Source organism: Pseudocitrobacter sp. 2023LY-00077 (assembly GCF_055796175.1).
In genome coordinates this window covers 210994-236691 of record NZ_JBSPEI010000007.1, presented here as the reverse complement: position 1 = coordinate 236691, position 25698 = coordinate 210994, and the positions used below count along the sequence as shown (strand labels likewise).

The 25698-nt window shown below is 54.1% G+C and carries 27 protein-coding genes and 7 tRNA genes; 16 read left to right on the top strand and 18 right to left on the bottom strand.

The window, feature by feature from the left end:
- Positions 1–15 precede the first annotated feature (15 nt).
- Positions 16–1011 carry a 6-phosphogluconolactonase gene (gene pgl / locus ACWWFX_RS11625; protein WP_276218291.1) on the bottom strand — a complete coding sequence of 332 codons (996 nt, stop codon included), beginning with the start codon at positions 1009–1011 and terminating at the stop codon, positions 16–18.
- Between the two features lie 151 nt (positions 1012–1162).
- Between pgl and ACWWFX_RS11620 the strand changes: the two genes are divergently transcribed.
- A complete protein-coding gene (locus ACWWFX_RS11620; protein ID WP_473223845.1) occupies positions 1163–1981 on the top strand; it encodes a pyridoxal phosphatase in 819 nt (272 codons plus the stop codon).
- Here the strand turns inward: ACWWFX_RS11620 and modC are convergent, their stop codons facing one another.
- From modC to ACWWFX_RS11600, 4 genes are all read right to left on the bottom strand, one after another.
- Positions 1982–3040 (bottom strand): molybdenum ABC transporter ATP-binding protein ModC, encoded by a 1059-nt coding sequence (gene modC / locus ACWWFX_RS11615; RefSeq protein ID WP_473223844.1) that lies wholly within the window; start codon positions 3038–3040, stop codon positions 1982–1984.
- A 3-nt stretch (positions 3041–3043) separates the two neighbouring features.
- Positions 3044–3733: a molybdate ABC transporter permease subunit gene (gene modB, locus ACWWFX_RS11610; protein ID WP_473223843.1), complete on the bottom strand. Its 690-nt coding sequence runs from the start codon at positions 3731–3733 to the stop codon at positions 3044–3046.
- Entirely contained in the window at positions 3730–4506 is a 777-nt protein-coding gene (gene modA / locus ACWWFX_RS11605) for a molybdate ABC transporter substrate-binding protein (RefSeq protein ID WP_276218297.1), read from the bottom strand. The genes modB and modA overlap by 4 nt, the downstream gene beginning before the upstream one ends.
- 155 nt (positions 4507–4661) lie before the next feature.
- Complete coding sequence (locus ACWWFX_RS11600) at positions 4662–4811, bottom strand: AcrZ family multidrug efflux pump-associated protein (protein ID WP_015965278.1); 150 nt, start codon at positions 4809–4811, stop codon at positions 4662–4664.
- 128 nt (positions 4812–4939) lie between these two features.
- Here ACWWFX_RS11600 and modE point away from each other — a divergent pair, with 128 nt between their 5' ends.
- The 13 genes from modE (at position 4940) to ACWWFX_RS11535 (ending at position 17116) form a co-directional block, all read left to right on the top strand.
- Positions 4940–5728 carry a molybdenum-dependent transcriptional regulator gene (gene modE / locus ACWWFX_RS11595; protein WP_473223842.1) on the top strand — a complete coding sequence of 263 codons (789 nt, stop codon included), beginning with the start codon at positions 4940–4942 and terminating at the stop codon, positions 5726–5728.
- 67 nt (positions 5729–5795) lie between these two features.
- A complete protein-coding gene (gene modF, locus ACWWFX_RS11590) occupies positions 5796–7265 on the top strand; it encodes a molybdate ABC transporter ATP-binding protein ModF (protein ID WP_473223841.1) in 1470 nt (489 codons plus the stop codon).
- A gap of 172 nt (positions 7266–7437) precedes the next feature.
- Positions 7438–8349, top strand: a complete 912-nt coding sequence (locus ACWWFX_RS11585) for a DUF2167 domain-containing protein (protein ID WP_473223862.1) — start codon at positions 7438–7440, stop codon at positions 8347–8349.
- Between the two features lie 251 nt (positions 8350–8600).
- Positions 8601–9617: a UDP-glucose 4-epimerase GalE gene (gene galE / locus ACWWFX_RS11580; RefSeq protein ID WP_276218308.1), complete on the top strand. Its 1017-nt coding sequence runs from the start codon at positions 8601–8603 to the stop codon at positions 9615–9617.
- A gap of 9 nt (positions 9618–9626) precedes the next feature.
- Positions 9627–10673 carry a galactose-1-phosphate uridylyltransferase gene (gene galT, locus ACWWFX_RS11575; RefSeq protein ID WP_473223840.1) on the top strand — a complete coding sequence of 349 codons (1047 nt, stop codon included), beginning with the start codon at positions 9627–9629 and terminating at the stop codon, positions 10671–10673.
- Between the two features lie 2 nt (positions 10674–10675).
- Positions 10676–11824 carry a galactokinase gene (gene galK, locus ACWWFX_RS11570; RefSeq protein ID WP_276218312.1) on the top strand — a complete coding sequence of 383 codons (1149 nt, stop codon included), beginning with the start codon at positions 10676–10678 and terminating at the stop codon, positions 11822–11824.
- Positions 11818–12858: a galactose-1-epimerase gene (gene galM, locus ACWWFX_RS11565; protein WP_473223839.1), complete on the top strand. Its 1041-nt coding sequence runs from the start codon at positions 11818–11820 to the stop codon at positions 12856–12858. Before galK ends, galM begins: the two co-directional genes overlap by 7 nt.
- 219 nt (positions 12859–13077) lie before the next feature.
- Positions 13078–13830 carry a 2,3-diphosphoglycerate-dependent phosphoglycerate mutase gene (gene gpmA / locus ACWWFX_RS11560; protein WP_276218316.1) on the top strand — a complete coding sequence of 251 codons (753 nt, stop codon included), beginning with the start codon at positions 13078–13080 and terminating at the stop codon, positions 13828–13830.
- Positions 13831–14055: 225 nt separating this feature from the next.
- A complete protein-coding gene (locus ACWWFX_RS11555) occupies positions 14056–14478 on the top strand; it encodes a PPC domain-containing DNA-binding protein (RefSeq protein ID WP_473223838.1) in 423 nt (140 codons plus the stop codon).
- Between the two features lie 21 nt (positions 14479–14499).
- A complete protein-coding gene (locus ACWWFX_RS11550; protein ID WP_473223837.1) occupies positions 14500–15075 on the top strand; it encodes an ECF transporter S component in 576 nt (191 codons plus the stop codon).
- Positions 15076–15783, top strand: a complete 708-nt coding sequence (locus tag ACWWFX_RS11545; RefSeq protein WP_473223836.1) for an energy-coupling factor transporter transmembrane component T — start codon at positions 15076–15078, stop codon at positions 15781–15783. It abuts the gene before it with no gap.
- Positions 15771–16448: an ABC transporter ATP-binding protein gene (locus tag ACWWFX_RS11540; protein WP_473223861.1), complete on the top strand. Its 678-nt coding sequence runs from the start codon at positions 15771–15773 to the stop codon at positions 16446–16448. Before ACWWFX_RS11545 ends, ACWWFX_RS11540 begins: the two co-directional genes overlap by 13 nt.
- Entirely contained in the window at positions 16442–17116 is a 675-nt protein-coding gene (locus tag ACWWFX_RS11535) for an ABC transporter ATP-binding protein (protein WP_473223835.1), read from the top strand. The genes ACWWFX_RS11540 and ACWWFX_RS11535 overlap by 7 nt, the downstream gene beginning before the upstream one ends.
- Before the next feature lie 79 nt (positions 17117–17195).
- Here the strand turns inward: ACWWFX_RS11535 and aroG are convergent, their stop codons facing one another.
- Positions 17196–18248, bottom strand: a complete 1053-nt coding sequence (gene aroG / locus ACWWFX_RS11530) for a 3-deoxy-7-phosphoheptulonate synthase AroG (RefSeq protein WP_276218318.1) — start codon at positions 18246–18248, stop codon at positions 17196–17198.
- Between the two features lie 317 nt (positions 18249–18565).
- Here aroG and ACWWFX_RS11525 point away from each other — a divergent pair, with 317 nt between their 5' ends.
- Positions 18566–18946, top strand: coding sequence for a YbgS-like family protein (locus ACWWFX_RS11525; protein ID WP_276218320.1), 381 nt, complete (start codon positions 18566–18568; stop codon positions 18944–18946).
- A 111-nt stretch (positions 18947–19057) separates the two neighbouring features.
- Positions 19058–20002 (top strand): CDF family zinc transporter ZitB, encoded by a 945-nt coding sequence (gene zitB, locus ACWWFX_RS11520; protein WP_473223834.1) that lies wholly within the window; start codon positions 19058–19060, stop codon positions 20000–20002.
- On the opposite strand, the gene pnuC is transcribed toward zitB, so the two are convergent.
- From pnuC to tolB, 12 genes are all read right to left on the bottom strand, one after another.
- Positions 19999–20718, bottom strand: coding sequence for a nicotinamide riboside transporter PnuC (pnuC, locus tag ACWWFX_RS11515; RefSeq protein ID WP_231828132.1), 720 nt, complete (start codon positions 20716–20718; stop codon positions 19999–20001). The two genes, zitB and pnuC, sit on opposite strands and share 4 nt — an antisense overlap.
- A gap of 23 nt (positions 20719–20741) precedes the next feature.
- Positions 20742–21785, bottom strand: coding sequence for a quinolinate synthase NadA (nadA, locus tag ACWWFX_RS11510; RefSeq protein WP_473223860.1), 1044 nt, complete (start codon positions 21783–21785; stop codon positions 20742–20744).
- A 251-nt stretch (positions 21786–22036) separates the two neighbouring features.
- A tRNA-Lys gene (locus ACWWFX_RS11505) sits at positions 22037–22109 on the bottom strand.
- A 33-nt stretch (positions 22110–22142) separates the two neighbouring features.
- Positions 22143–22218: transfer RNA gene (locus tag ACWWFX_RS11500), tRNA-Lys, on the bottom strand.
- A 47-nt stretch (positions 22219–22265) separates the two neighbouring features.
- A tRNA-Lys gene (locus ACWWFX_RS11495) sits at positions 22266–22341 on the bottom strand.
- Positions 22342–22344: 3 nt separating this feature from the next.
- Positions 22345–22420: transfer RNA gene (locus ACWWFX_RS11490), tRNA-Val, on the bottom strand.
- 148 nt (positions 22421–22568) lie between these two features.
- Positions 22569–22644, bottom strand: a tRNA-Lys gene (locus tag ACWWFX_RS11485).
- Between the two features lie 2 nt (positions 22645–22646).
- Positions 22647–22722, bottom strand: a tRNA-Val gene (locus ACWWFX_RS11480).
- 26 nt (positions 22723–22748) lie between these two features.
- Positions 22749–22824 (bottom strand) — tRNA-Lys (locus ACWWFX_RS11475).
- A 164-nt stretch (positions 22825–22988) separates the two neighbouring features.
- Positions 22989–23783: a cell division protein CpoB gene (cpoB, locus tag ACWWFX_RS11470; RefSeq protein WP_231828133.1), complete on the bottom strand. Its 795-nt coding sequence runs from the start codon at positions 23781–23783 to the stop codon at positions 22989–22991.
- 9 nt (positions 23784–23792) lie between these two features.
- Positions 23793–24317, bottom strand: coding sequence for a peptidoglycan-associated lipoprotein Pal (gene pal, locus ACWWFX_RS11465; RefSeq protein ID WP_015965297.1), 525 nt, complete (start codon positions 24315–24317; stop codon positions 23793–23795).
- A gap of 35 nt (positions 24318–24352) precedes the next feature.
- Positions 24353–25645, bottom strand: coding sequence for a Tol-Pal system beta propeller repeat protein TolB (gene tolB, locus ACWWFX_RS11460; protein ID WP_015965298.1), 1293 nt, complete (start codon positions 25643–25645; stop codon positions 24353–24355).
- Positions 25646–25698: the final 53 nt, after the last annotated feature.

Genomic DNA, 25698 nt, shown 5'->3' with positions numbered 1-25698 from the left:
GCATAAGCTCAACGCTTAGTAGGCGTTAACCACCACCCACATTGGCCCCTGCCCGACCGCATAACGGCCCTTCTCTTCCAGCAGCCCCTGCTCGCCTTTAATTTCATACACCGCGATGTGGTGCGATTTCTGTCCGGCGGCAATGACATATTTACCACTGTGGTCAATGTTAAAACCGCGCGGCTGGGTTTCCGTCGGCTGGAAACCTTCTACTGCCAGCACGCTGCCATCTTCAGAGACGCTGAAAACAGTAATCAGGCTGGAGGTACGGTCGCAGGCATAAAGATGACGACCGTCCGGCGTAATGTGGATATCTGCCGCCCAGCGGGTATCGGAGAAATCGGACGGCATCATATCCAGCGTCTGCACGCACTCAATTTTGCCGTACGGATCTTTCAGCTCCCACACATCAACCGAGCTGTTAAGCTCGTTCACGCAGTAGGCGTACTGTTGATTCGGATGGAACACCAGATGGCGCGGGCCCGCTCCTTCCACCGTGGTCACTTCCGCAGGATCCTGCGCAACCAGATGCCCGTCGTCACTCAGCGTAAACAGGCAGATGCGATCCTGCTTCAGCGCCGGAACCCACAGGGTGCGGTTATCCGGGGAAATATTTGCCGAGTGGCAGCCTTCCAGCCCTTCAACAACGTCTACCGTTTCGCGCGGAATGCCGTCTTCCAGACGCGTCACGCTGACGCAGCCTGCGTTATACGAACCGCTGAAGACAAAGTTACCCTGACGATCGGTTGAAATATGCGTCGGGCTGCCTGGCAACGGCGCTTCAGCGGTAAAGGTCAGTGCGCCATCGTCCGGCGCAATGCGATAGGCGAGCACGCGAAATTCCGGGCGTACGCCCACGTACAGATAACGTTTGTCAGGACTTACCACCATCGGCTGTACCTGACCCGGTACATCCACCACCTGAACCAGCGTCAGGTTGCCATCATGGCCCAGCGACCAGACGTGGATCTGCTGGCTTTCGGGGCTGGCGGTATAAACGGTTTGTTTCATGAATACTCCTTTCCTCACTGCACGTGGAAGCAAATTACCAGGATAGTCTGTTTTAGCGGTCAATGCTGAATTTTTCCGCTCGATTTTGCTGCACAGGCGAGTCGGTGTACCATCCTGCACAGTGAATTTTAACATGACTTGAGACACAACTATGACTGCACGTGTGATTGCCCTGGATCTGGACGGTACCCTTCTCACTACGAAAAAAACGCTGCTGCCTTCCTCGCTGGAAGCGCTGAAGCGCGCGAAAGAGGCTGGATACCAATTGCTTATCGTCACCGGTCGCCATCACGTTGCCATTCATCCTTTTTATCAGGCACTGGCGTTAGATACACCTGCAATTTGCTGTAATGGTACTTACTTGTATGATTATCATGCAAAAAAGGTGTTAGAAGCCGATCCTATGCCAGTCGATAAAGCGCAGCAACTTATCGCTATGCTGGATGAATATCAGATTCACGGCCTGATGTATGTGGATGACACCATGATGTACCAGTACCCCACCGGGCACGTTGTCCGCACCAGTAACTGGGCGCAGTCTTTGCCGGAAGCGCAGCGCCCGTCATTTACGCAGGTGGATTCGCTGGCGCAGGCGGCTCATGAAGTGAAAAACGTCTGGAAATTTGCCCTGACCGATGAAGACCTGCCGAAGCTGCGGAAATTTGGCGAGCAGGTTGAAGAGACGTTACAGCTGGAGTGTGAATGGTCCTGGCACGATCAGGTGGACATCGCGCGCCAGGGCAACAGCAAAGGCAAACGTCTGACCCAATGGGTTGAATCGCAGGGATTATCGATGAAAGACGTCATCGCTTTTGGCGATAACTTTAACGATATCAGCATGCTGGAAGCTGCCGGAATGGGGGTGGCGATGGGCAATGCCGACGACGCGGTGAAAGCGCGCGCCAACGTGGTGATTGGTGATAACACCACCGACACCATCGCCGAATTTATCTATAGCCGCCTGCTGTAATCAGGCGGTAATCGACACGCTCTTGATTTGCGCATAGAGCCATTGGCCTGGCTTCACCGCCAGGTCATCCCTCGCCCACGGGCTGATTCGCGCCCACAGCGTTCTGCCGCTGACGTCTAACTGCACTTCCACTTGCCCGTTACTGTCGTAACATTGCACCACTTTCGCGTGCAGCACGTTGCGGATACTGGTGTGCGCGGAGGGTTGCAGCACCAGTGAAACATCCGTCGCCTGAATGCGTACGCGCACGGCGGCCTGAAGGGGGCGCTCAAGTTTATTCACCCACAAATGCTGATCGCCCAGCGCCAGAGCGGTCATCGCGTAATGCGGATGATGCTCCAGCACCGTAACGCGTAAAATCGAACTTTGCTGATCCTGCGGCAGCCAGGGATGCATCACGCTGCTGCCCCATACTTCCTCCAGGTTGCCGAAGGCTTTGACCTGACCCGCTTCCAGCACCAGCACTTTATCCGCCAGATGAAGAATTTCATCCAGCGAGTGGCTGACATAAAGCATCGGAATATTAATCTCACGCGCCAGGCGTTGCAGATACGGCAGCAGCTCGCGTTTACGCGGGATATCCAGCGAGGCCAGCGGTTCATCCAGCAGCATTAATTCCGGGGCGGTGAGTAGCGCCCGACCAATCGCCACGCGCTGTTTTTCGCCACCGGACAGGCTTCCGGGCAGACGCTCGAGCAGTGCTTCAATCCCCAGCAGCGCCACCAGTTTATCAAACTGGCTCTCCATGCTTTTAGCCATACCGTAGCGCAAATTGCCGCGCACTTTATAGTGCGGAAAAAGACGCGCATCCTGGAAGACATAGCCGATACGACGTTTTTCTGGGGCCAGGCAGATACCTTTTTCGACATCATTCAGCACGCGATCGTTAAGCACAATGCGGCCTTTCTCGGGGCGCGTCAGGCCGCTGATGGCATTAATCAGCGACGTTTTCCCCGCGCCGGATACGCCAAACACGGCGGTGATCCCGCTGGCGGGCAGCGATTCATGAATACGCAGGCAGTGCGTGCCCAACGTTTGGCTAAAATTCAGTTCGAGCATGCTTTACGCCCCAATCCGTTGACGGCTCACGCGCGCCAGCCATTCCGAAATCATCAGGGAAATCAGCGCCAGCACAATCGAGATAAGACACAGCCTTGCCGCCGCGCTTTCGCCGCCGGGCGTTTGAATCAGGGTGTACATGGCGGAAGGAATGGTGCGCGTTTCGCCGGGAATATTGGATACGAAGGTAATAGTTGCTCCGAACTCACCCAACGAGCGGGCAAACGCCAGCACGGTACCAACAATAATACCGGGTAGCATCAGCGGCAGGGTAATTGTGCAGAACACCCGCCAGCGCCCCGCGCCGAGTGTTCGTGCAGCCTGTTCCAGTTTGATGTCCACGCCTTCCAGTGCCAGACGAATAGCGCGCACCATCAGCGGGAAGGACATCACCGCTGCGGCCAATACCGCACCACGCCAGCTGAAGGCAAAGGTCAGGCCAAACCAGTCATAAAGCCAGGCGCCGATAAAGCCGCGTCGCCCCATCGCCACCAGTAATAAATAACCGACCACCACTGGCGGTAGCACCAGTGGCAGATGAATTACTCCATCGAGTAAAGCTTTGCCGGGGAAGTTACGCCTCACCAGCAGCCAGGCAAAGAAGATCCCAAAGGGCAAACTGAATAACACTGCCAGAGATGACACTTTCAGGCTCAGCAACACCGCCTGCCATTCGGGATCCGTCAATATCATTGTTGTGTGGTAAATCCGTAACGTTTAAAGATGGCTGAAGCCTGCGGCCCTTGCAGATAGTCGTAGAAAGCGGTGACAGTGGCATTTTTATGGCCGTCAATAACCGCCAGCGGGTATTCCACTTTCTGGTGGGAATCTTCCGGGAAAGTACCGACCACTTTCACACCTTTGCTGGCAACGGCGTCAGAACCGTAGACGATACCCAACGGCGCTTCGCTGCGCTCTACCAGCGCCAGTGCGCCACGCACATCTTCAGCCGGGGCCAGTTTCGGTGACAGAGTATCCCAGGCACCCAGTTTTTGCAGCGCTTCTTTTGCATAAATGCCCGCCGGGACATGATCCGGATCGCCCACCGCCAGACGACCACCATTCAGCAGACGCGTCCAGTCGGTTTTGGCATTAATGGTAATATCGCCCTGCGTGCTGGCTTTAGGCGCGACCACGACCAGGCTATTGCCCAGCAGCGTTTTGCGCGTCGCCGTGTCGATAGACTTTTTATCTACCGCGTAATCCATCCATTTCTGGTCGGCGGAAATAAAGAGATCTGCCGGCGCACCCGCTTCAATCTGACGCGCGAGCGTAGAAGAAGAGGCAAAAGAGGAGACGACTTCCACGTTCTTCTCTTTTTTATACTCTTTCGCAATATCCTGCATTGCGTTCGTCAGCGATGCCGCGGCGAAAACGGTGATTTTGCCGTCATCTGCCAGCGCATGCCCTGCCACTGAGAGCGCAAGCGTTGTCCCTGCAACCAAACGTACCCATGAACCTGCCATTTGAAACTCCTGTGAATATCGTTGTATAGCGACAAATATAGCGACAAGTCAGATCGTTTCCTAGCGTTAATTCATTACTTTTAAGGGGTATTATCGGCAAAAAGGCGGGAAGCTTGAAAGCAAAACGCCCGGTAAAGACCGGGCGTTGGGGTAAATCAATGGTTCTGCGGGCGGTTATCTTTGTGGCCGACGCCAGAAAAGATGTTGAACACTTCACCGAGTCCGTAAATCGCCCCCATAATGATAGCCATTACGATAGGCACCATGATTACGGCAAAAACCAGACTTTTCAGCAGTTCTAACATGGTTTACTCCAGACATTACGTTTACCTTATTGTAACCATCTTCCGGAGAAAAACACTCCCTTTTGTGCGATGCGCTTTGCCCTTGCCGCCATTTAAGTCACAATAACCCTTTTTTCAGGACGTTCTTTATGCAGGCAGAAATTCTCCTCACCCTTAAGCTTCAGCAACGTCTGTTTGCCGACCCGCGTCGCATCTCGCTGTTGAAACACATCGCGCAAACCGGCTCTATCAGCCAGGGCGCGAAAAACGCTGGCATCAGCTATAAAAGCGCCTGGGATGCCATCAATGAGATGAATACCCTGAGCGAGCAGGCTCTGGTGGATCGCGCCACCGGCGGGAAAGGCGGCGGCGGCGCGGTGCTGACGCGTTACGGCCAGCGTCTGATTCAGCTTTACGATCTGCTGGCGCAAATTCAGCAAAAAGCGTTCGACGTGCTGAGTGATGATGACGCCCTGCCCCTCGATAGCCTGCTGGCCGCCATTTCCCGTTTTTCTCTGCAAACCAGCGCCCGCAACCAGTGGTTTGGGACTGTCACCCGTCGCGACCACCAGCAGGTGCAGCAGCATGTGGATATTTTGTTGGCCGACGGCGAAACCCGTCTGAAAGTGGCCATCACTGCGCAAAGCGGCGAGCGCCTTGGGCTGGATGAAGGCAAAGAAGTACTGGTACTGCTAAAAGCCCCCTGGGTCAGCGTCACGCGCGACCCGTCGCAGGCCCACGATGCGGACAATCAACTCGCCTGCCGTATCAGCCACATCCAGCGCGGCTCCGAACAGTGTGAAGTACTGATGGCGCTGCCGGATGGGCAAACCCTGTGCGCTACCTTGCCGCTGGAGAAAGCCACAGAACTGGAAGAAGGCGCCGAGGTAACAGCATATTTTAATGCTGACCGCATCATTCTCGCCACGTTGTGCTGATGCCATTGACATCATGATGTGAAAGACGTATCCCTGATAAAAATCGCTGCAAAAAATGGGATACACAATGTCATCATTGCAAATTTCGCAAGGCACGTTTCGTCTTAGCGATACAAAAACGCTGAAAATTGAGCAACTGACCCTGCGCGCCGGTGAAAGCTGGGCGTTTGTCGGCAGCAACGGCAGCGGCAAATCGGCGCTCGCCCGCGCGCTGGCGGGGGAACTTCCGCTGCTTTCCGGTTCGCGTGAATGTCAGTTCACACGTATCACCCGCCTCTCCTTCGAACAATTGCAGAAACTGGTGAGCGACGAATGGCAGCGCAACAATACGGATTTGCTCAGCCCCGGCGAGGATGACTCTGGGCGCACCACCGCAGAAATTATTCAGGATGAGGTCAAAAATGACATGCGCAGCGCAGCGCTTGCCGCACATTTTGGCATCAGCCATTTACTGGAAAGGCGCTTTAAATATCTGTCTACCGGCGAAACGCGTAAAACCCTGTTGTGTCAGGCGCTGATGGCGGAGCCCGATTTATTGATCCTTGATGAACCGTTTGACGGGCTCGACGTTGCCTCCCGCCGGCAGCTGGCACAGCATCTCGCCAGCCTCAGTGATGCCGGTTATACGCTGGTGCTGGTTCTCAACCGCTTCGATGATATCCCCGATTTTGTGCCGTTTGCCGGGGTGCTGGCCGATTGTACGCTCACCGAAACCGGCGAGAAAAACGTGCTGCTGGCACAAACATTGGTCGCTCAACTGGCGCACAGCGAAAAACTGGCCGGCATGACCTTGCCCGAGCCTGACGCCCCTTCTGCGCGGTTATCCCTTGCCGACGATGAAGCACGCATTGTGCTGCGCGATGGCGTCGTCTCCTATAACGATCGGCCCATTATCAACCACCTGAGCTGGACCGTTGCGCCAAATGAGCACTGGCAGATTGTGGGGCCTAACGGCGCGGGGAAATCCACGCTATTAAGCCTGGTCACCGGCGATCATCCCCAGGGTTACAGCAATGATCTCACCCTGTTTGGTCGCCGTCGCGGCAGCGGCGAAACCATCTGGGATATCAAGAAGCACATTGGCTACGTCAGTAGCAGCCTGCATCTGGATTATCGCGTCAGCACCACGGTGCGCAACGTTATTCTCTCCGGCTATTTTGACTCCATCGGTATTTACCAGGCAGTGTCGGATAAGCAACGCAAGCTGGTCGAGCAATGGCTCGCGATTCTCGGTATGAACGCGCGTACCGCCGATGCGCCATTCCACAGTCTGTCGTGGGGCCAGCAGCGTCTGGCGCTGATTGTCCGCGCCCTGGTCAAACATCCTACGCTACTGATCCTCGACGAACCGTTGCAGGGGCTGGACCCACTCAACCGCCAGGTGGTGCGCCGCTTTATCGACGTGTTAATCAGCGAGGGGAAAACGCAGTTGCTGTTTGTCTCACACCATGCGGAAGATGCCCCAGACTGCATTACCCATCGGCTGGAATTTATTGCCGATGGCGAAGGATACCGCTATCAGTTAGGCAAAATATAAATATCAGGGCCCCAATTGAGGGGCCCGAATTATATATAAAGAGAACCTTAATCCTGCATTAACAAAAACTAAAAAGTGAAAAGCTAGCGCCCGGAATAAAATCCCGGTGCTCGTTTATTTTTTAGCGCTGACAATGAGGTCGGCTGTGTTACTTACAGGAAAATATATGAATCTGTCGTTTAGACTTCCCCGTACACGTTGCGTATTTCTCAGTTTTCTTTTTGCATTATCTTTTCAGGTTATTGCGGCTAATCAATCGGAACAGCAGCAGGCCGAAGACCCTGCAGAAATTGCCTTTGCCGCGATGAAGCGCGTGGCCGTTCCCGGTCCGGCGACCATTCCTCTGGGCAAAAAAGCCACCATTCAATTACCGAAAGACTACGTCTATTTCCCACCGAAAGAGTCGTCGGTATTTATGATTGAACTGGGGAATTACGTCGATGATGAGAATTTTTATGGTTTGGTTTTCCATAAAAACATCAATGGCTTTATTTCTATCGATTATGACAATTCCGGTTATATCAAAGACGATGATGCGAAAGACTGGGATGCCGATGAATTACTCAGCAGCCTTCGCGAAGGTACAAAAGAAGGTAATAAAGACCGTGTGAAAAAAGGCATTCCGGCCATTGAAGTGATTGGCTGGGTAGAAAAACCAGGCTACGATGCCGCCACGCATCGCCTGATTTGGTCTGCCGCCTTAAAAGACATTGGCAGCAATGTGCCCGTGAACGAACAGGGTGTGAACTACAATACCTATCTGCTGGGCCGTGAAGGTTATTTCGAGCTAAACCTGATTACCGATCGCGGTAGCGTGGAGGCCGCCAAACCTCTGACGAAAACGCTGCTTAACGCCGTAAACTTTAACGAAGGTCAGCGTTACAGCGACTATAACGCCAAAACCGATAAGCTGGCTGAATATGGTCTGGCCGCGTTGATTGGCGGGATTGCGGCGAAGAAAATCGGTCTGCTGGCGATGATTGGCATCACGCTGCTCAAATTCTGGAAAATTGCCGCCATTGCCGTGGTCGCTTTCGGCGCCGGGCTGAAGCATCTGGTGTTCCGTAAAAAATCTGACGACTAATCCGCCTTCCCCCTGCTGCGCCGGTGTGGCTTTACTGCGCTGGCGCAACATCAAGCTGTTCCACAAAAATTTCACCGCACATTTTTAAGATTTATACGATTAAGCATAACCAATTGAAAATAAAGAACTAATAATAAAATTCACTTTCATGCGCTTAGTGTAAACGATTCCACTAATTTATCCCATGTCACACTTTTACCTTCTCTGATATGCTATCTTCATTACATACCATATGCCTAATGGAGCGAAAAATGAGAGTACTGGTTACGGGTGGTAGCGGTTACATAGGAAGTCATACCTGCGTGCAGCTGCTGCAACAGGGTCACGATGTCATCATTCTCGACAACCTGTGTAACAGCAAACGCAGCGTCTTACCGGTGATCGAACGTCTGGGCGGGAAAAAGGCCACGTTCGTGGAAGGCGATATTCGCGATGAAGCATTGATGACCACGATCCTGACCGATCACGCCATCGAGGCGGTGATCCACTTCGCGGGCCTGAAGGCTGTTGGCGAGTCGGTGCAAAAACCGCTGGAGTATTATGACAATAACGTCAACGGAACACTACGACTGGTTTCCGCGATGCGTGCCGCGAATGTTAAAAACTTCATTTTCAGCTCCTCCGCCACCGTATATGGCGACCAGCCAAAAATCCCTTACGTTGAAAGCTTCCCAACCGGTACCCCACAAAGCCCGTACGGCAAAAGCAAACTGATGGTCGAGCAAATCCTGACCGACCTGCAAAAAGCACAGCCGGAATGGAGCATTTCGTTGCTGCGTTACTTCAACCCGGTAGGCGCACATGCGTCTGGCGACATGGGTGAAGACCCGCAGGGCATTCCAAATAACCTGATGCCGTATATCGCTCAGGTTGCCGTTGGCCGCCGTGAATCGCTGGCGATTTTCGGTAACGACTACCCCACGCCTGACGGTACCGGCGTGCGCGACTACATCCACGTGATGGACCTCGCCGACGGCCACGTCGCCGCGATGGAAAAACTGGCGAACAAAGCCGGTGTGCATATCTATAACCTCGGTGCTGGCGTAGGCAGCAGCGTGCTTGACGTGGTGAACGCCTTTAGCAAAGCCTGCGGCAAACCGATTAACTACCATTTCGCTCCGCGTCGCGATGGCGACCTTCCGGCCTACTGGGCCGATGCCACCAAAGCTGACAAGGATCTGAACTGGCGCGTAACCCGTAATCTCGATGAAATGGCGCAGGACACCTGGCACTGGCAGTCCCGTCATCCTCAGGGATATCCAGACTAAGGATTTGTGATGACGCAATTTAACCCCGTCGATCATCCCCACCGCCGTTATAACCCTTTAACGGGGCAGTGGATTTTAGTTTCACCGCATCGCGCAAAACGCCCCTGGCAAGGGGCGCAAGAGACACCGTCAAAACAGACGCTGCCCGCGCACGATCCGGACTGCTTTTTATGCCCGGGCAACACCCGGGTGACGGGCGACAAAAACCCCGACTACACCAGCACTTACGTCTTTACTAATGACTTCGCCGCGCTGATGACCGACACGCCTGATGCGCCGGAAAGCGACGATCCGTTGATGCGTTGTATGAGCGCGCGCGGCACCAGCCGCGTGATCTGCTTCTCGCCGGATCACAGCAAAACGCTGCCCGAATTAACGCTACCCGCGTTGCAGGACGTGGTCAAAACCTGGCAGGAACAAACCGCCGATCTGGGGCAAACCTACCCGTGGGTTCAGGTCTTTGAAAACAAAGGCGCGGCGATGGGCTGCTCTAATCCGCATCCGCACGGTCAGGTTTGGGCCAACAGCTTCCTGCCAAACGAAATCGAACGCGAAGATCGCCTGCAACGCGCCTATTTCGCCGAGCAGGGCGCGCCGATGCTGGTCGATTATGTTCAGCGCGAACTGGCAGACGGCAGCCGTACCGTCGTGGAAACCGAACACTGGCTGGCCGTAGTCCCTTACTGGGCGGCATGGCCGTTTGAAACGCTGCTGCTGCCGAAAACGCATATCTTGCGTATCACCGACTTAACGGATGCCCAGCGTGACGATTTGGCGCTGGCGCTGAAAAAACTGACCAGCCGCTACGACAACCTGTTCCAGTGCTCCTTCCCCTACTCGATGGGCTGGCACGGCGCGCCGTTTAATGGCGAAGAAAATGCACACTGGCAGCTGCACGCGCACTTTTACCCGCCGCTGCTGCGCTCCGCCACCGTGCGTAAATTTATGGTTGGCTATGAAATGCTGGCAGAAACCCAGCGCGACCTGACGGCAGAACAAGCCGCCGAGCGCCTGCGCGCGGTCAGTGATATCCATTTTCGCGAGTCCGGAGAATAACAATGAGTCTGAAAGAAAGAACACAATCCCTGTTTGCTGAAAAATTTGGCTACCCTGCTACCCACATCATTCAGGCGCCGGGTCGCGTTAACCTGATCGGCGAACACACCGACTATAACGATGGTTTTGTGCTGCCCTGCGCCATTGATTACCAGACGGTGATCAGCTGCGCACCGCGTCAGGATCGCACCGTTCGCGTGATTGCTGCCGATTACGATAACCAGACCGATGAATTCTCCCTTGATGCGCCGATCGTTACGCATGACACGCAACAGTGGTCTAACTATGTGCGCGGCGTGGTGAAACATCTGCAAAAACGCAACGCAGGCTTCGGCGGTGCGGATCTGGTGATCAGCGGTAATGTGCCGCAGGGCGCGGGCCTCAGCTCTTCCGCCTCGCTGGAAGTCGCCGTCGGCACCGTGTTCCAGCAGCTGTATCATCTGCCGCTGGATGGCGCGCAGATTGCGCTGAACGGTCAGGAAGCCGAGAACCAGTTCGTGGGGTGTAACTGCGGCATAATGGATCAGCTGATTTCCGCGCTGGGTAAAAAAGATCATGCGCTGCTGATCGACTGCCGCACCCTGGGCACCAAAGCGGTGTCCATGCCAAAAGGCGTGGCAGTGGTCATCATCAACAGCAACTTCAAACGCACCCTGGTCGGCAGCGAGTACAACACGCGCCGCGAACAGTGTGAAACCGGCGCACGCTTCTTCCAGCAGCCTGCCCTGCGCGATGTCACGCTGGATCAGTTCAACGCGGTTGCCAGCCAGCTTGACCCCATCGTTGCGAAGCGTGTGCGTCACGTGCTGACCGAAAACGCCCGTACCGTAGAAGCCGCTGAGGCGCTGGAAAAAGGTGACTTGCAACGCATGGGTAAACTGATGGCGGAATCTCACGCCTCTATGCGTGACGACTTTGAAATCACCGTACCGCAAATCGACACCCTGGTTGAGATCGTGAAAGCCACCATTGGCGACAAAGGCGGCGTACGTATGACCGGCGGCGGCTTCGGCGGTTGCATCGTAGCGCTGGTACCGGAAGAGATGGTGGATGCCGTACAGCAGGCCGTGGCTGACCAGTATGAAACCAAAACCGGCATCAAAGAGACATTCTACGTCTGCAAACCTTCACAAGGAGCTGGACAGTGCTAACCGAAACGCCAACTCTGGCCCCCGATGGCCTTCCCTATCGCCTTGTCACTCTGCGCAATGCGCAGGGTGTGGTGGTGTCACTCATGGACTGGGGCGCGACGCTGCTCTCCGCCCGTATTCCGCTGGCGGATGGTTCTATTCGCGAAGCGCTGCTGGGCTGCGCCTCGCCGGAACAGTACAGCCAGCAGGCCGCCTACTTCGGCGCGTCGATTGGCCGTTACGCCAACCGTATCGCCAAAAGTCGCTTTACGCTGGATGGCAAAACCTATGCGTTGACCCCAAGTCAGGGCGAAAACCAGCTGCACGGCGGCACCGAAGGGTTTGATAAACGTCGCTGGGCCATCAGCAACCAGAATGACACCCAGGTGCTGTTCACGCTGACGTCCGACGATGGCGACCAGGGTTTCCCGGGCACGCTCAACGCTTCGGCGCTTTACCGCCTGACGGAAGATAACCGTATCTCTATCGAGTATCGCGCAACGGTCGATAAAGCCTGTCCGGTGAATATGACCAACCACGTCTACTTCAACCTCAATGGCGAGCAGAGCGACGTGCGTAGCCACAAGCTGCAACTGCTGGCGGATGCCTACCTGCCGGTGGATGAAATGGGTATTCCCCATGACGGCCTGAAAGACGTGGCTGGCACCAGCTTCGATTTCCGCCAGCCGAAGGCAATTTCCGCCGATTTCCTTGCCGACGGCGATCAGCAGAAAGTAAAAGGTTACGATCACGCCTTCCTGTTACAGGCGAAAGGCGATGCTTCTCAGGTTGTCGCCCACCTGTGGTCGCCGGATGAGAAATTGCAGATGAAGGTCTATACCTCAGCCCCTGCCCTGCAATTTTACTCCGGCAACTTTCTCGATGGCACCCCATCGCGCAGCAGTGAAGCTTACACCGCGTGGCAAGGTCTGGCGCTGGAAAGCGAATTCCTGCCCGATAGCCCGAACCACCCGGAATGGCCGCAACCTGACTGCGTGCTCCTGCCAGGCGAAGAGTATGTCAGCCTGACGGAATATCAGTTTATTGCCGGTTAACCGCGCAGACCGGATGTCCCCCTGACATCCGGTCACTATTTTTTGCGCATTTTGCTGAATTTAGCGTCAACCATCGACAAATTCACAACCCTGCATTCACAACCACCTTACACTCAGCCACTATTTTCGCTATGGTTATGCATAAGCGTTGCCGTCGACACGATCACGGCAATATAATGAGAATTGTTATCATTCAAATAAAGCTTGAGGAGTGAGAGTATGGCTGTAACTAAGCTGGTACTGGTTCGTCACGGTGAAAGTCAGTGGAACAACGAAAACCGCTTTACCGGTTGGTATGACGTTGACCTGTCAGAGAAAGGCGTTGGCGAAGCGAAAGCGGCCGGTAAACTGCTGAAGGCTGAAGGCTACACCTTCGATTTTGCTTATACCTCTGTGCTGAAACGTGCCATCCATACGCTGTGGAACGTACTGGACGAGCTGGATCAAGCGTGGCTGCCGGTTGAGAAATCCTGGAAACTGAACGAACGTCACTACGGCGCGCTTCAGGGTCTGAACAAAGCGGAAACCGCAGCAAAATATGGTGATGATCAGGTAAAACAGTGGCGTCGTGGTTTTGCCATCACTCCGCCAGAGCTGACCAAAGATGACGAACGTTTCCCAGGCCATGACCCGCGTTATGCCAAACTGACCGACAAAGAGCTGCCGGTTACCGAAAGCCTGGCGCTGACCATCGATCGCGTAGTGCCGTACTGGAACGAAACCATTCTGCCGCGCATTAAAAGCGGTGAGCGCGTGATCATCGCCGCTCACGGTAACTCTCTGCGCGCGCTGGTGAAATACCTGGATAACATGGGCGAAGAAGAGATCATCGATCTGAACATCCCAACTGGCGTTCCGCTGGTGTATGAGTTCGACGAAAACTTCAAACCGATCAAACATTACTATCTGGGCAATGCTGACGAAATCGCTGCGAAAGCGGCGGCCGTTGCGAACCAGGGTAAAGCGAAGTAATTCGCCCTGTACCGGGCAGTCCTGACTGCCCGGTCTGTTCCACGTTTTACACCTCTACGCTGGTCATCCCCCCCGCTTTTCTATACACCACCATAAGTTGTCGCCCGATTGACGACGTAACGCATTTTTTCGCAACTGAATTACAAATGCTGATGTACATCACTTATCGTCTTTGACACTCCTTATATTATCGGCGGCACGTCCGAGTCTCGGAGTTCTTCCAACATGATTGCAGCCCATTCTTCAACTGCCCGCTTTTACGCGCTTCGTTTGCTTCCCGGGCAGGAAATATTTTCGCAGCTTCACACATTTCTTCAGCAACACTCCCTCCATGCCGCCTGGATCGCAGGCTGTACCGGTAGCCTGACTGATGTGGCATTGCGCTATGCAGGCAAGGATGAAGTCACCCTGATGCGCGGTAAATATGAGGTTATTGCGATGAACGGCACGCTTGAGTTAACCGGCGAACATCTTCATCTTGCCGTCGCGGACGCGCATGGTTCCATGCTGGGCGGGCATATGATGCCTGGATGTACCGTTCGCACCACGCTTGAATTGATCTTAGGCGAGCTTACGGAGCTGGCGTTCAGCCGCCAGCCTTGCGCCGTGTCCGGCTATGACGAACTTCATATCTCCCCCATTAACTGACTACCCTGTAAGAGGTGTTCTATGGCACGCCCGTTTTCAAGCCAATCGCTGGTTCTGATTGTTATCGCTATCGCCATCAATATGATCGGTGGCCAGCTTATCAGTATGCTTAAGCTCCCCATTTTCCTCGACTCTATCGGCACACTGCTCAGCGCAGTACTTCTTGGGCCGGTTATCGGTATGATCACCGGACTACTGACTAATTTGCTGTGGGGATTACTCACCGATCCGATTGCCGCAGCCTTTGCACCGGTAGCGATGGTTATTGGTCTGGTTGCGGGCTGGCTCGCACGAGCAGGCTGGTTTCGCACCTTACCCAGAGTGGTCTTCAGCGGCATCATTATTACGTTGGCCGTTACGATTGTGGCCGTACCGCTACGCACAGTGTTGTTTGGTGGTGTCACCGGTAGCGGTGCGGATTTGTTCGTAGCCTGGATGCATTCTGCAGGGCAAAATCTGGTGGAATCCGTCGCAGTAACGGTACTGGGCGCTAATTTGATCGACAAAATCCTGACCGCCGCGATTGTCTGGATATTGCTGCGCCAGCTACCGCTACGCACTACCCGACATTTCCCAACCATGTCAGCTGTACGCTAAATGCACCCATTCACCTCCCTGACCTTATGGGCGCTGATAGCCAGTACGACGCTGATTCTTCCAACACAGACGTTGCTTCCCGCCTTTAGCGTTTCCGCATTTCTCTGCTTGCTGTCGCTAAAATCGACGCGGCAACGAGCAAAGTATGTGGCCTGGCTGATGTTTTCATTGGGTGTGGGTCTGTGGTTGGTCCACGGGGGCTGGCTGACGGCGTGGATTAGCGGGCAGCCACGCGATCCGCAGAAATGGGTCTATGCCATCACGCTCTGGCTGCGGATCCTGGCTATTGTCTCAACATCCCAATTGTGGATGCAGTATGTGCCGATGCAACAATTTATTCGTGCGCTGTTTGCTTCGCGCCTGCCACCCGGCGTGGCCTACCTGTTTGCAGGGCCATTACTGGTCACCGAACAGTTAAAGCGCCAGTTGGCGATTGTCCACGAAGCGCAACGTGCGCGCGGTGTGCCGCTCGATGAAGGCTGGTATCAGCGCCTGCTTGCTATACCCGCGCTGATCGTGCCGCTCGCGCATAACGCGCTCAATGATTTAGCCGTGCGCAGCGCAGCGTTGGATATGAAAGGCTTTCGATTACACCGGCACCGCACAACGCTGTGGGCCCCGGCAGACAGCAGCTTACAGCGGTTTGTACGCTATACCCTGCTCTGCCTGATACTGGCTGAAATCGGAGTATGGATATGGTTACACTAGAACAGCTTCGTTATCACCCGGCGCAGACAACCCGCCCGGCGTTATGTTTTGATTTTCATTACTCAGCACCAGGCATGATTGCCATCTTTGGTGAGAACGGTAGTGGAAAAAGTACGCTAGCCCAACTAATGGCGGGTTGGTATCCCGATTTTCTGCCCGGCGACATTGAAGGTCATGGCTCCCTGCTCGGCGTCCCCGTTGGACAACATTCTCTGGTCGAGCGCTCGCCTTTCATCCAGTTGGTGCAGCAATCGCCCTATTTGCAGCTTTCAGGCTGCACCTTCAGCGTTGAAGAAGAGGTTGCCTTTGGTCCGGGTAATCTCTGTCTGGACGAAACAGAAATCCTGCGTCGCATCGATGCGGCCCTCACGTTCACCGGGTGTCAACCTTTACGCCATCGACATCCCGGCACACTTTCCGGCGGCGAGACTCAGCTCGTTGTGATCGCTTGTGCGTTAGCGATGCAGCCCAAGCTATTGATTCTCGACGAAGCATTCAGCCGCCTGACTTCACAGATGACCGAAATGTTGTTGCAGAGGTTGCAAAACTGGGCACAGGAACAGCAATCTCTGGTTATCCTTTTTGAACGTCAGCACATGCCATTTATCAACCAATGCCAGCAGGCATGGCATCTTCGTGAAGAGGGACTTTTTCCACTATGCTAACCCTGAATCAGGTAGTTTATCGCTGGCCTGGCGCGGCGGATAACTGCTTACGCAACATTTCACTGACGCTTGAAAAAGGGGAATGGCTGGCATTGACCGGGAGAAATGGTGCGGGAAAATCCACGCTGTTACGCATCATGGCCGGACTACTTTCACCTTCAACCGGAACGGTTACCTTCGATGGAAAAAATCTCACCTTGCTGAAGAATCGCCAACGCGCCGTAATATCAGGCGTTTTATTTCAGGAAGCAGAAAATCAACTCTTCCAGAGCAGCGTAATGGCGGAAGTCTCCTTCGGGCTCAGGCTGCAAAAACGTTCTGCTGCCGAAATAGCACAACGTGTACAGGCCGCGCTGGAGCTCTGCCAGCTGGCGGATGTTGCTGATGCGCACCCTCTGGACCTTCATTCGGCACAGAGACGCATGGTTGCCGTTGCCAGTCTGGAGGCGATGTCGCCAGACTTACTCTTGCTTGATGAACCCAGCAGAGACTTTGACGCCCACTGGTTAGCGGTATTCGAAAACTGGCTGGTTACGTGCAGAGAAAGAGGGCGCAGCGTGGTAGCAATTAGTCACGATGCCGCGTTTACCCGACGCCACTTCTCCTCGATTGTTCGTCTGGAGGAAGGTCAGTTACAGACACTCAGCAAACGCAGTCAGGCAGACTGAAGATCTGGCAGTCTCTTTTTCATTTCAATCAATAAACAAAAACCGGCGCAGAGGCCGGTTCCATTAAGCATAATGCGTATTAACCGCGACGTGCTTTTACCGCATTCGCCAACTGACGCAGGATGGTTTCCGTATCTTCCCAACCAATGCAGGCATCGGTAATACTTTTACCGTAAACCAGCGGTTCACCGTTGTCCGGGTTCTGATTGCCTTCAACAAGGTGGCTTTCAATCATCACGCCAATAATCGCCTGTTCTCCGCCCGCAATTTGCTGGCAGACGTCCGCGCCCACTTCCATCTGTTTTTTGAACTGCTTGCTGGAGTTAGCGTGACTGAAGTCGATCATTACCTGAGCGGGCAGATCGGCTTTTTTCAGGGATTCTTTTACGCTGGCCACGTGAGCTGCACTGTAGTTCGGCTCTTTGCCGCCGCGCAGGATGATGTGGCAGTCGCCGTTACCGCTGGTGTTAACGATAGCGGAATGCCCCCATTTGGTGACAGAAAGGAAGCAGTGTGGCGCGCCCGCGGCATTGATGGCGTCAATAGCCACTTTCATGGTGCCGTCGGTACCGTTTTTGAAACCAACCGGGCAGGAAAGGCCAGAAGCCAGTTCACGGTGCACCTGAGATTCGGTAGTACGCGCACCGATTGCACCCCAGCTCATTAAATCGGCCAGGTATTGTGGCGTAATCATATCAAGGAACTCACCCGCCGCCGGTAGGCCGGTGTCGTTAATATCGAGCAGCAGCTTACGCGCGATGCGCAGGCCGTCGTTGATTTGATAGCTGTGATCCATATGCGGATCGTTGATCAGCCCTTTCCAGCCCACCGTGGTGCGCGGTTTTTCAAAATAGACGCGCATGACGATTTCGAGCGAATCATTAAGCTCTTCACGCAACGCCAGCAGGCGTGACGCGTACTCTTTCGCCGCAGCCGGATCGTGGATAGAACATGGGCCAATCACCACCAGAAGACGATCGTCATTGCCTTTCAGGATTTTGTGAATCGCTTTGCGCGCACGGGAAACCGTATTAGCCGCGTTTTCTGTGGCGGGGAATTTCTCAAGGAGTGCGACCGGAGGCAATAACTCGTTGATCTCTTTGATACGTAAATCGTCGTTCTGATAATTCATGTTCGTTCCAGTGTTGCCATACTTATATGATTGAAAGCAATCCCCTCAATCTATATCTTTCGCCAGAAAGTGTAAACGGGGTTTTACACTTTGCGCAGAATAATCCTGGAATTAGCCTAAAAAACGCCAGAAAGTAGCGAATAACGAGATCTAACCTACAATTTTTAACTGTAACGACTCTGTTTTATTATTTTTTCGAGATTCTCTACTGGCCTAAGCAGCCTGTGGCGACATCTTCAACCATTGCCTGCCACCCTCGCTGGCATAAGTACGTCGGAAGATGCTATCCGGTACTGAATTCATAACAGGAGCACCTTATGAAAACGACTAAACTGGCCACACTTCTCCTTACCGCTACGCTCAGCCTCGCCAGCGGCGCGGCCCTGGCGGCCGATACGGGCGCGCAAAGTAACAATGGACAGGCGAATGCCGCCGCTGACGCCGGCCAGGTCGCCCCTGATGCGAAAGAAAACGTTGCGCCGAATGGTGTCGATAATAGCCAGATCAATACCGGTTCTGGCGGCACCATGCTGCACCCGAATGGCTCGGCCAGCGGTCATGACGGCATGACCAAAGATGAAGTGCACAAAAATTCGATGTGCAAAGACGGTCGATGCCCGGATATTAACAAGAAAGTTGAGACCGGTAATGGCGTCAATAACGATGCCGACACCAAAACGGACGGTACCACTCAGTAACGTTTGAAACACGGCGAAAACGGGAGAGCTTATGCTCTCCTTTTTTATTTTGTTGGCGCAAAAAAGGTATGATGTCATACAGTTAACAAAAGCATAAAAACGGATGACACTATGGCGCACTCACACTCGCACGCTTCCCCTCACCTTCCCGAAGACAAAAACGCCCGTCGTCTGCTACTGGCGTTTATTATCACCGCTGGTTTTATGGTGGTGGAGACCATCGGTGGGGTCATTTCTGGTTCGCTGGCGCTGCTGGCCGATGCCGGGCATATGCTGACCGACTCAGCCGCGCTGCTGTTTGCGCTGCTGGCCGTCCACTTTGCACGTCGTCCGCCAAATGCCCGTCATACCTTTGGCTGGCTGCGTCTCACCACCCTTGCTGCGTTTGTTAACGCCATCGCACTGGTGGTCATTACCATTCTGATCGTCTGGGAAGCTATTCAGCGCTTCTATCATCCGCAGCCCATCGCCGGGGCAACCATGATGATCATTGCCGTCGCAGGCTTGATTGCCAATATTCTTTCGTTCTGGATCCTGCACCGCGGCAGCGAAGAGAAAAACCTTAATGTACGCGCAGCGGCACTGCATGTGATGGGCGATCTGCTGGGATCGGTAGGCGCGATTGCCGCCGCGGTGGTGATCATGATGACGGGCTGGACGCCTATCGATCCGATTCTGTCAGTGCTGGTATCGTGCCTGGTGCTGCGCAGCGCGTGGTCGCTGCTGAAAGAGAGCGTTAATGAACTACTGGAAGGCGCGCCGCGCACCATGGACGTCCAGGCGCTGAAACGAGACCTGCGCCGGGCCATTCCTGAAGTCCGCGACGTGCACCACGTTCACGTCTGGCTGGTGGGCGAAAAGCCGATCATGACGCTGCATGTTCAGGTGGTACCGCCGCACGATCATGATGCGCTACTCGACAGTATTCAGCACTTTCTTGAACATCATTATCAGATTGAGCACGCTACCATCCAGATGGAGTATCATCCCTGTAGCGGCCCGGAATGCCATCTCAACGAGACGACAGCCGGACACGGGCATCATCACCATCATTAATGAGAAAACGCGCGAGAGCCTCGCTCACGCGCGCTGTTCATCCACATTCGACTACCGTTAAGCGCGATAAAGGTCAGAATCAGGTATTCCAGCGACATGGCGTACACGCCCTGAAGGGCAAAAATCACCACGCTGATAACGTTGATTATCACCCACAGCAGCCAGTTCTCCACGTATTTACGCGTCATCAGCACCATCGCCACAATCGACAACACCATCATGCAGGAATCCCAGAACGGGAACGCGTCAGGCTGCAGCGTGGGCTGCGTGACGTTCAGGCCAAAGAATTGCATCACGTTCACCGCCACGCGCGTCAGGAAAGCAAACACCGGGTCGATGTAAACCGTCATCAGGCCAATCGCCACCACACAGGCCGCCAGCCAGCCGATGGCTTTCGGCTTCGGCAGCCAGCGGATTTGCAGTTCAGCTTCATGTTGTTGCGTTTGCCGCGACCAGGCATACCAGCCATAAATATTTGCCGCAAAGAAGAAGAGTTGCAGCAGCAGGCTGGCGTAGAGCTGAATCTGGAAGAAAATAATCGCGAACAGGGTGACGTTAACCAGCCCGAAAAAGTAGTTCACGATTTTTTCCAGGCTTGCCAGCCAAATGCACAACAGCCCCGCTACCGTGCCGACGGCTTCAATCCACGAGAGATCGTAACCGCCCGCGCCGATAGGGATGTGCACCAGAATGTTTTGCGTACTAAAGAAATCCATTTTATCTCCAGAGGGTTATCACGCTATCCCCGAAGTGTAGCCGCAAAATCAAGCATGCGGTTCAGCGGCACCAGCGCGCCCTGACGCAGCGTCTCATCAACGTGGATTTCATGCGCGGCACCGCCCTGCTCCAACCCTTCAGCAATGGCTTTCAGACCATTCATCGCCATCCAGGGACAGTGTGCGCATGTGCGGCAGGTGGCACCTTCCCCCGCCGTCGGCGCTTCCAGCAGTTCTTTTTCCGGTACGGCCTGCTGCATCTTGTAAAAAATCCCACGGTCGGTCGCGACAATCAGCTGTGGATGCGGCAGCGTTTTCGCGGCGTTGATAAGCTGGCTGGTTGAGCCCACGGCATCAGCCATATCGACAATCGCCTGAGGCGACTCCGGGTGTACCAGAATGGCCGCCTGGGGATACAACGCTTTCATACGCGCAAGTGCCTGGGTTTTGAATTCATCATGCACGATACAGGCGCCCTTCCAGCACAGCACATCTGCGCCGGTCTGTTTCTGCACATAACTGCCAAGGTGGCGATCCGGTGCCCAGATGATTTTTTCACCTAAACTATCGAGATGCTCAATGAGTTCAACCGCGATGCTGGAGGTCACCACCCAATCCGCGCGCGCTTTTACCGCGGCGGAAGTATTGGCATAGACCACGACAGTGCGATCCGGATGCGCATCACAGAAGGCGTTAAACTCTTCACTGGGGCAGCCAAGATCAAGCGAACACTCCGCGTGCAGTGTGGGCATGAGAATGGTTTTCTCAGGGCTAAGGATTTTCGCCGTCTCGCCCATAAAACGCACACCGGCGACCAGCAAGGTCGTTGCCGGATGCTTTGCACCAAAACGCGCCATCTCCAGAGAGTCAGAGATGCATCCCCCTGTCTCTTCCGCCAGTTGCTGAATTTCCGGGTCGGTGTAGTAATGCGCCACCATCACCGCATTGCGTTCTTTCAGCAGGCGTTTGATTTTCTCGCGGTAGAACTGCTTTTCATCCACGCTGAGGGCCACCGGCTTTGGTGGGAAGGGGTAAATTGCGGCTTCTGGGTCAAACATCACGCTCATCATGCTGTCTCGTTTTACTGACTTAACGATATTGCCGATAACAGGCGTATAAAACGCATCAATCGGGCACCGGTGTTTTATATGCTAAACAAGATAGCTGAAATGAGGGGAAAAGTCGTGGAGATTTTAGGGAGAGTTTTGTGCGGGCGGTGCCGGGCGGCGCTGCGCTTACCCGACCTACAAGGCGATGCGGACAATTTCCTAAACCCCAGATAGCAAAAAGGCGCCTTTAGGGCGCCTTTTTACATTGATGGGTCGTGCAGGATTCGAACCTGCGACCAATTGATTAAAAGTCAACTGCTCTACCAACTGAGCTAACGACCCCTTGCGGGATTTTACTGCTTAAATCATTCAGGATGGTGGGTCGTGCAGGATTCGAACCTGCGACCAATTGATTAAAAGTCAACTGCTCTACCAACTGAGCTAACGACCCATTCGGGTGTTGCCTGAAAGATTTTTACTCGGTTACCAATCTAAAATTGGTGGGTCGTGCAGGATTCGAACCTGCGACCAATTGATTAAAAGTCAACTGCTCTACCAACTGAGCTAACGACCCGAGTGGTGGGTGATGACGGGATCGAACCGCCGACCCCCTCCTTGTAAGGGAGGTGCTCTCCCAGCTGAGCTAATCACCCGATACTGCGCTGGATACTACAAACTGCTTCCACCGACTCCACCAGAATGATGGTGGGTCGTGCAGGATGACTCGGCTTCGCCTCGCCCTACGGGCCGTTGCTATGCAACGTTATCCTACACGGTTAACATCGTCATTCGATGTTAAAGTGGTGGGTCGTGCAGGATTCGAACCTGCGACCAATTGATTAAAAGTCAACTGCTCTACCAACTGAGCTAACGACCCGGTGGTGGGTGATGACGGGATCGAACCGCCGACCCCCTCCTTGTAAGGGAGGTGCTCTCCCAGCTGAGCTAATCACCCGATACTGCGCTGGATACTGCTTTAAGTGGTGGGTCGTGCAGGATTCGAACCTGCGACCAATTGATTAAAAGTCAACTGCTCTACCAACTGAGCTAACGACCCACTTTTACGTTGTTTTCGAGATGTTTAATATCCCGTTGCAACGGCGGCATATATTACTGATTTCAGAATTGAGCGCAACAAATATTTCGACGAAGATCACTTAAGTGCTTATGTTTCATGCGGCATGACCAGAAATAACGCGATTCCTGGTCATGCTTCAGGCATTACATCCCATTAAGGCGTTTCTGAGCCTGTTTAGCACCATCGGTGCCTGGGTACTTCGTAACCACCTGTTGGTACACTGCCTTCGCCTTAGCAGTATCCCCTTTATCCTGCATGATCACCCCGACCTTAAACATCGCGTCAGCCGCTTTCGGTGATTTCGGGTAGTTTTTCACCACCGAGGCAAAATAGTACGCCGCATCGTCTTTTTTACCCTTGTTGTAATTCAACTGACCGAGCCAGTAATTGGCATTCGGCTGATACGTTGAATCAGGATATTTTTTGACGAAGTTCTGAAACGCCGCCATTGCGTCGTCCTGGCGAGAGGAATCCTTCACCAGTGCAATCGCTGCGTTGTAGTCCGTATTGGCGTCACCCGTCTGCGCAGGCACGCCAGAGGCCGCTGCGTCGGCTGCCGGTGCTGGCGTCGCCGTCGCGCTGCCGCCCTGCTCACCGGACGCCTGTTGCGTCTGTGCGCCAGCGCCGCCGCTCGTCAGACTGTCAATCTGCAACAGGATCTGCTTCTGGCGCTCAACAATCTGGTTCATCTGGTACTGACTTTCCTGGATTTGACCACGCAGAGAGTCGATATCAGATTGGTTATCAGAGAGTTGTTGCTGGAGTTGGGTCAAAAGTTGACTATGAGCATTAGAAATACGCTCAAGGGAGGTGACACGGTCTTCGACCGAGCCTGAGCCGACACTACTGATTGGCGCCTGAGCATTAGCGGCCCAGGGGGCCGCTATGCCAACCAGTAACGACAGACTCAACATGTGATGTCTGAAGTTACTGCTCATGCAATTCTCTTAGTAAACCAGTACGGCACGACGGTTTTTGGAGTAAGCCGCTTCGTCATGACCCAGTACTGCAGGTTTTTCTTTACCGTAAGAAACGATGGAGATCTGGTCAGCAGAAACGCCTTTACCCTGCAGGTACATTTTAACAGCGTTTGCACGACGTTCGCCCAGGGAGATGTTGTACTCAGGAGTACCACGTTCGTCCGCGTGACCTTCTACGGTGACTTTGTAAGACGGGTTGCTACGCAGGAAGTTAGCGTGCGCATCCAGCATTGCAGCGAAGTCAGAACGGATATCGTATTTGTCCAGATCGAAGTATACGATGTTGTTCTGCTGCAGCTGTTGCATCTGCAGACGAGCCTGCTCTTCGGAGGACATGTTGCCGCTGCCGTTTGCATCCATACCAGTGCCAGCGCCGTTCAGCATGCCGCCTTCGCTGCCATCGTTGCTTGCATTCTTGTTAGAAGAACACGCAGCGATTGCCATTACCGGCAGAGCCAGCATCAGTCCTTTCAGCACTTTGTTCAGTTGCATTTCTTTGATTCCTTTAATAATTCAATTATTTATTATTACAGATACGGCGACCAGGCAGGGAATTTGACCTGTCCATCAGTTGCCGGAAGACGCGCTTTGAAACGCCCATCTGTAGAAACCAGATTCAGCACGGATCCCATCCCCTGAGAAGAGCTGTAGATTACCATAGTGCCGTTAGGTGCCAGACTTGGCGTTTCGTCCAGGAACGTTGACGACAATACTTGTACGCCACCCGCTTCCAGATCTTGTTTGGCAATGTGCTGCTGCCCACCATTGGAGCTCACCATTACCATAAACTTACCGTCGCTGCTCACATCCGCATCCTGGTTCTGAGAACCTTCCCAGGTAATACGCTGCGGAGCACCGCCGTTTACATTAACTTTATACACCTGCGGACGACCGGCCTGGTCAGAAGTAAAGGCCAGATTCTGACTGTCCGGGAACCAGGTTGGTTCGGTGTTGTTGCTGCGACCATCGGTTACCTGACGGATCTGGCCAGAGCCGATATCCATCACATACAGGTTCAGGCTACCGGTTTTAGACAGGGCAAACGCCAGTTTGCTGCCATCCGGAGAGAACGCTGGCGCACCGTTGTGACGCGGGAACGACGCAACCTGACGAACCGCACCGTTGGACAGCGTCTGGATAACCAGCGCAGAACGGCCGCTTTCGAAGGTTACGTAAGCCAGTTTGGAACCATCCGGAGACCATGCCGGAGACATTAACGGCTGCGGTGAACGGTGAACCACGAACTGGTTGTAGCCATCGTAGTCAGACACGCGCAGTTCATACGGGAACTGACCGCCGTTAGTCTGCACAACGTAGGCAATACGTGTACGGAACGCGCCTTTGATGCTGGTCAGCTTCTCGAACACTTCGTCACTGGCAGTATGGCCTGCATAACGCAGCCACTGCTTGTTCACTTTGTAAGAGTTCTGTGCCAGAACGGTACCCGGCGCACCGCCGGTATCGACCAGCTGGTAGGCAACAGTATAGCTGCCATCAGCGTTAGGTGAGACCTGGCCGACGACAACCGCGTCAATACCCAGCGCAGACCATGCCGCAGGTTGAACTTCCTGCGCCGTACCTGGCTGCTGTGGCAGTTTGGCTCGGTCTAACGGGTTAAATTTACCACTATTACGCAGGTCTGCGCCGACGATACCGCCGACATCTTCAGGCGCTGCGCCCGGCCCGGCCCACTGGAAGGGAACCACGCCAATTGGACGTGCCGAGTCTACCCCTTGGGTGATCTCGATACGTACTTCTGCGTGCAGCACCGCTGCCCACAGCATTAAGAAACCAAATGCTACTCGTAATGCCTGCTTCATCATATCTCCCTTATCTGGACGGAAAGCCCACGATAATTTAGCAGAATGTTAAC

Excerpts from the sequence above, each read along its gene's own strand:
- ACWWFX_RS11535 (WP_473223835.1), top strand. The coding sequence starts at position 16,442 with ATGCTAACCCTGAATCAGGTAGTTTATCGCTGGCCTGGCGCGGCGGAT.
- modF (WP_473223841.1), top strand. The coding sequence starts at position 5,796 with ATGTCATCATTGCAAATTTCGCAAGGCACGTTTCGTCTTAGCGATACA.
- aroG (WP_276218318.1), bottom strand. The coding sequence starts at position 18,248 with ATGAATTATCAGAACGACGATTTACGTATCAAAGAGATCAACGAGTTA.
- ACWWFX_RS11525 (WP_276218320.1), top strand. The coding sequence starts at position 18,566 with ATGAAAACGACTAAACTGGCCACACTTCTCCTTACCGCTACGCTCAGC.
- pal (WP_015965297.1), bottom strand. The coding sequence starts at position 24,317 with ATGCAACTGAACAAAGTGCTGAAAGGACTGATGCTGGCTCTGCCGGTA.
- ACWWFX_RS11555 (WP_473223838.1), top strand. The coding sequence starts at position 14,056 with ATGATTGCAGCCCATTCTTCAACTGCCCGCTTTTACGCGCTTCGTTTG.
- ACWWFX_RS11600 (WP_015965278.1), bottom strand. The coding sequence starts at position 4,811 with ATGTTAGAACTGCTGAAAAGTCTGGTTTTTGCCGTAATCATGGTGCCT.
- ACWWFX_RS11550 (WP_473223837.1), top strand. The coding sequence starts at position 14,500 with ATGGCACGCCCGTTTTCAAGCCAATCGCTGGTTCTGATTGTTATCGCT.
- modC (WP_473223844.1), bottom strand. The coding sequence starts at position 3,040 with ATGCTCGAACTGAATTTTAGCCAAACGTTGGGCACGCACTGCCTGCGT.
- nadA (WP_473223860.1), bottom strand. The coding sequence starts at position 21,785 with ATGAGCGTGATGTTTGACCCAGAAGCCGCAATTTACCCCTTCCCACCA.
- modE (WP_473223842.1), top strand. The coding sequence starts at position 4,940 with ATGCAGGCAGAAATTCTCCTCACCCTTAAGCTTCAGCAACGTCTGTTT.
- modB (WP_473223843.1), bottom strand. The coding sequence starts at position 3,733 with ATGATATTGACGGATCCCGAATGGCAGGCGGTGTTGCTGAGCCTGAAA.
- zitB (WP_473223834.1), top strand. The coding sequence starts at position 19,058 with ATGGCGCACTCACACTCGCACGCTTCCCCTCACCTTCCCGAAGACAAA.
- ACWWFX_RS11620 (WP_473223845.1), top strand. The coding sequence starts at position 1,163 with ATGACTGCACGTGTGATTGCCCTGGATCTGGACGGTACCCTTCTCACT.
- galK (WP_276218312.1), top strand. The coding sequence starts at position 10,676 with ATGAGTCTGAAAGAAAGAACACAATCCCTGTTTGCTGAAAAATTTGGC.
- cpoB (WP_231828133.1), bottom strand. The coding sequence starts at position 23,783 with ATGAGCAGTAACTTCAGACATCACATGTTGAGTCTGTCGTTACTGGTT.
- gpmA (WP_276218316.1), top strand. The coding sequence starts at position 13,078 with ATGGCTGTAACTAAGCTGGTACTGGTTCGTCACGGTGAAAGTCAGTGG.
- pnuC (WP_231828132.1), bottom strand. The coding sequence starts at position 20,718 with ATGGATTTCTTTAGTACGCAAAACATTCTGGTGCACATCCCTATCGGC.
- modA (WP_276218297.1), bottom strand. The coding sequence starts at position 4,506 with ATGGCAGGTTCATGGGTACGTTTGGTTGCAGGGACAACGCTTGCGCTC.
- ACWWFX_RS11545 (WP_473223836.1), top strand. The coding sequence starts at position 15,076 with ATGCACCCATTCACCTCCCTGACCTTATGGGCGCTGATAGCCAGTACG.
- galE (WP_276218308.1), top strand. The coding sequence starts at position 8,601 with ATGAGAGTACTGGTTACGGGTGGTAGCGGTTACATAGGAAGTCATACC.
- galT (WP_473223840.1), top strand. The coding sequence starts at position 9,627 with ATGACGCAATTTAACCCCGTCGATCATCCCCACCGCCGTTATAACCCT.
- pgl (WP_276218291.1), bottom strand. The coding sequence starts at position 1,011 with ATGAAACAAACCGTTTATACCGCCAGCCCCGAAAGCCAGCAGATCCAC.
- tolB (WP_015965298.1), bottom strand. The coding sequence starts at position 25,645 with ATGAAGCAGGCATTACGAGTAGCATTTGGTTTCTTAATGCTGTGGGCA.
- ACWWFX_RS11540 (WP_473223861.1), top strand. The coding sequence starts at position 15,771 with ATGGTTACACTAGAACAGCTTCGTTATCACCCGGCGCAGACAACCCGC.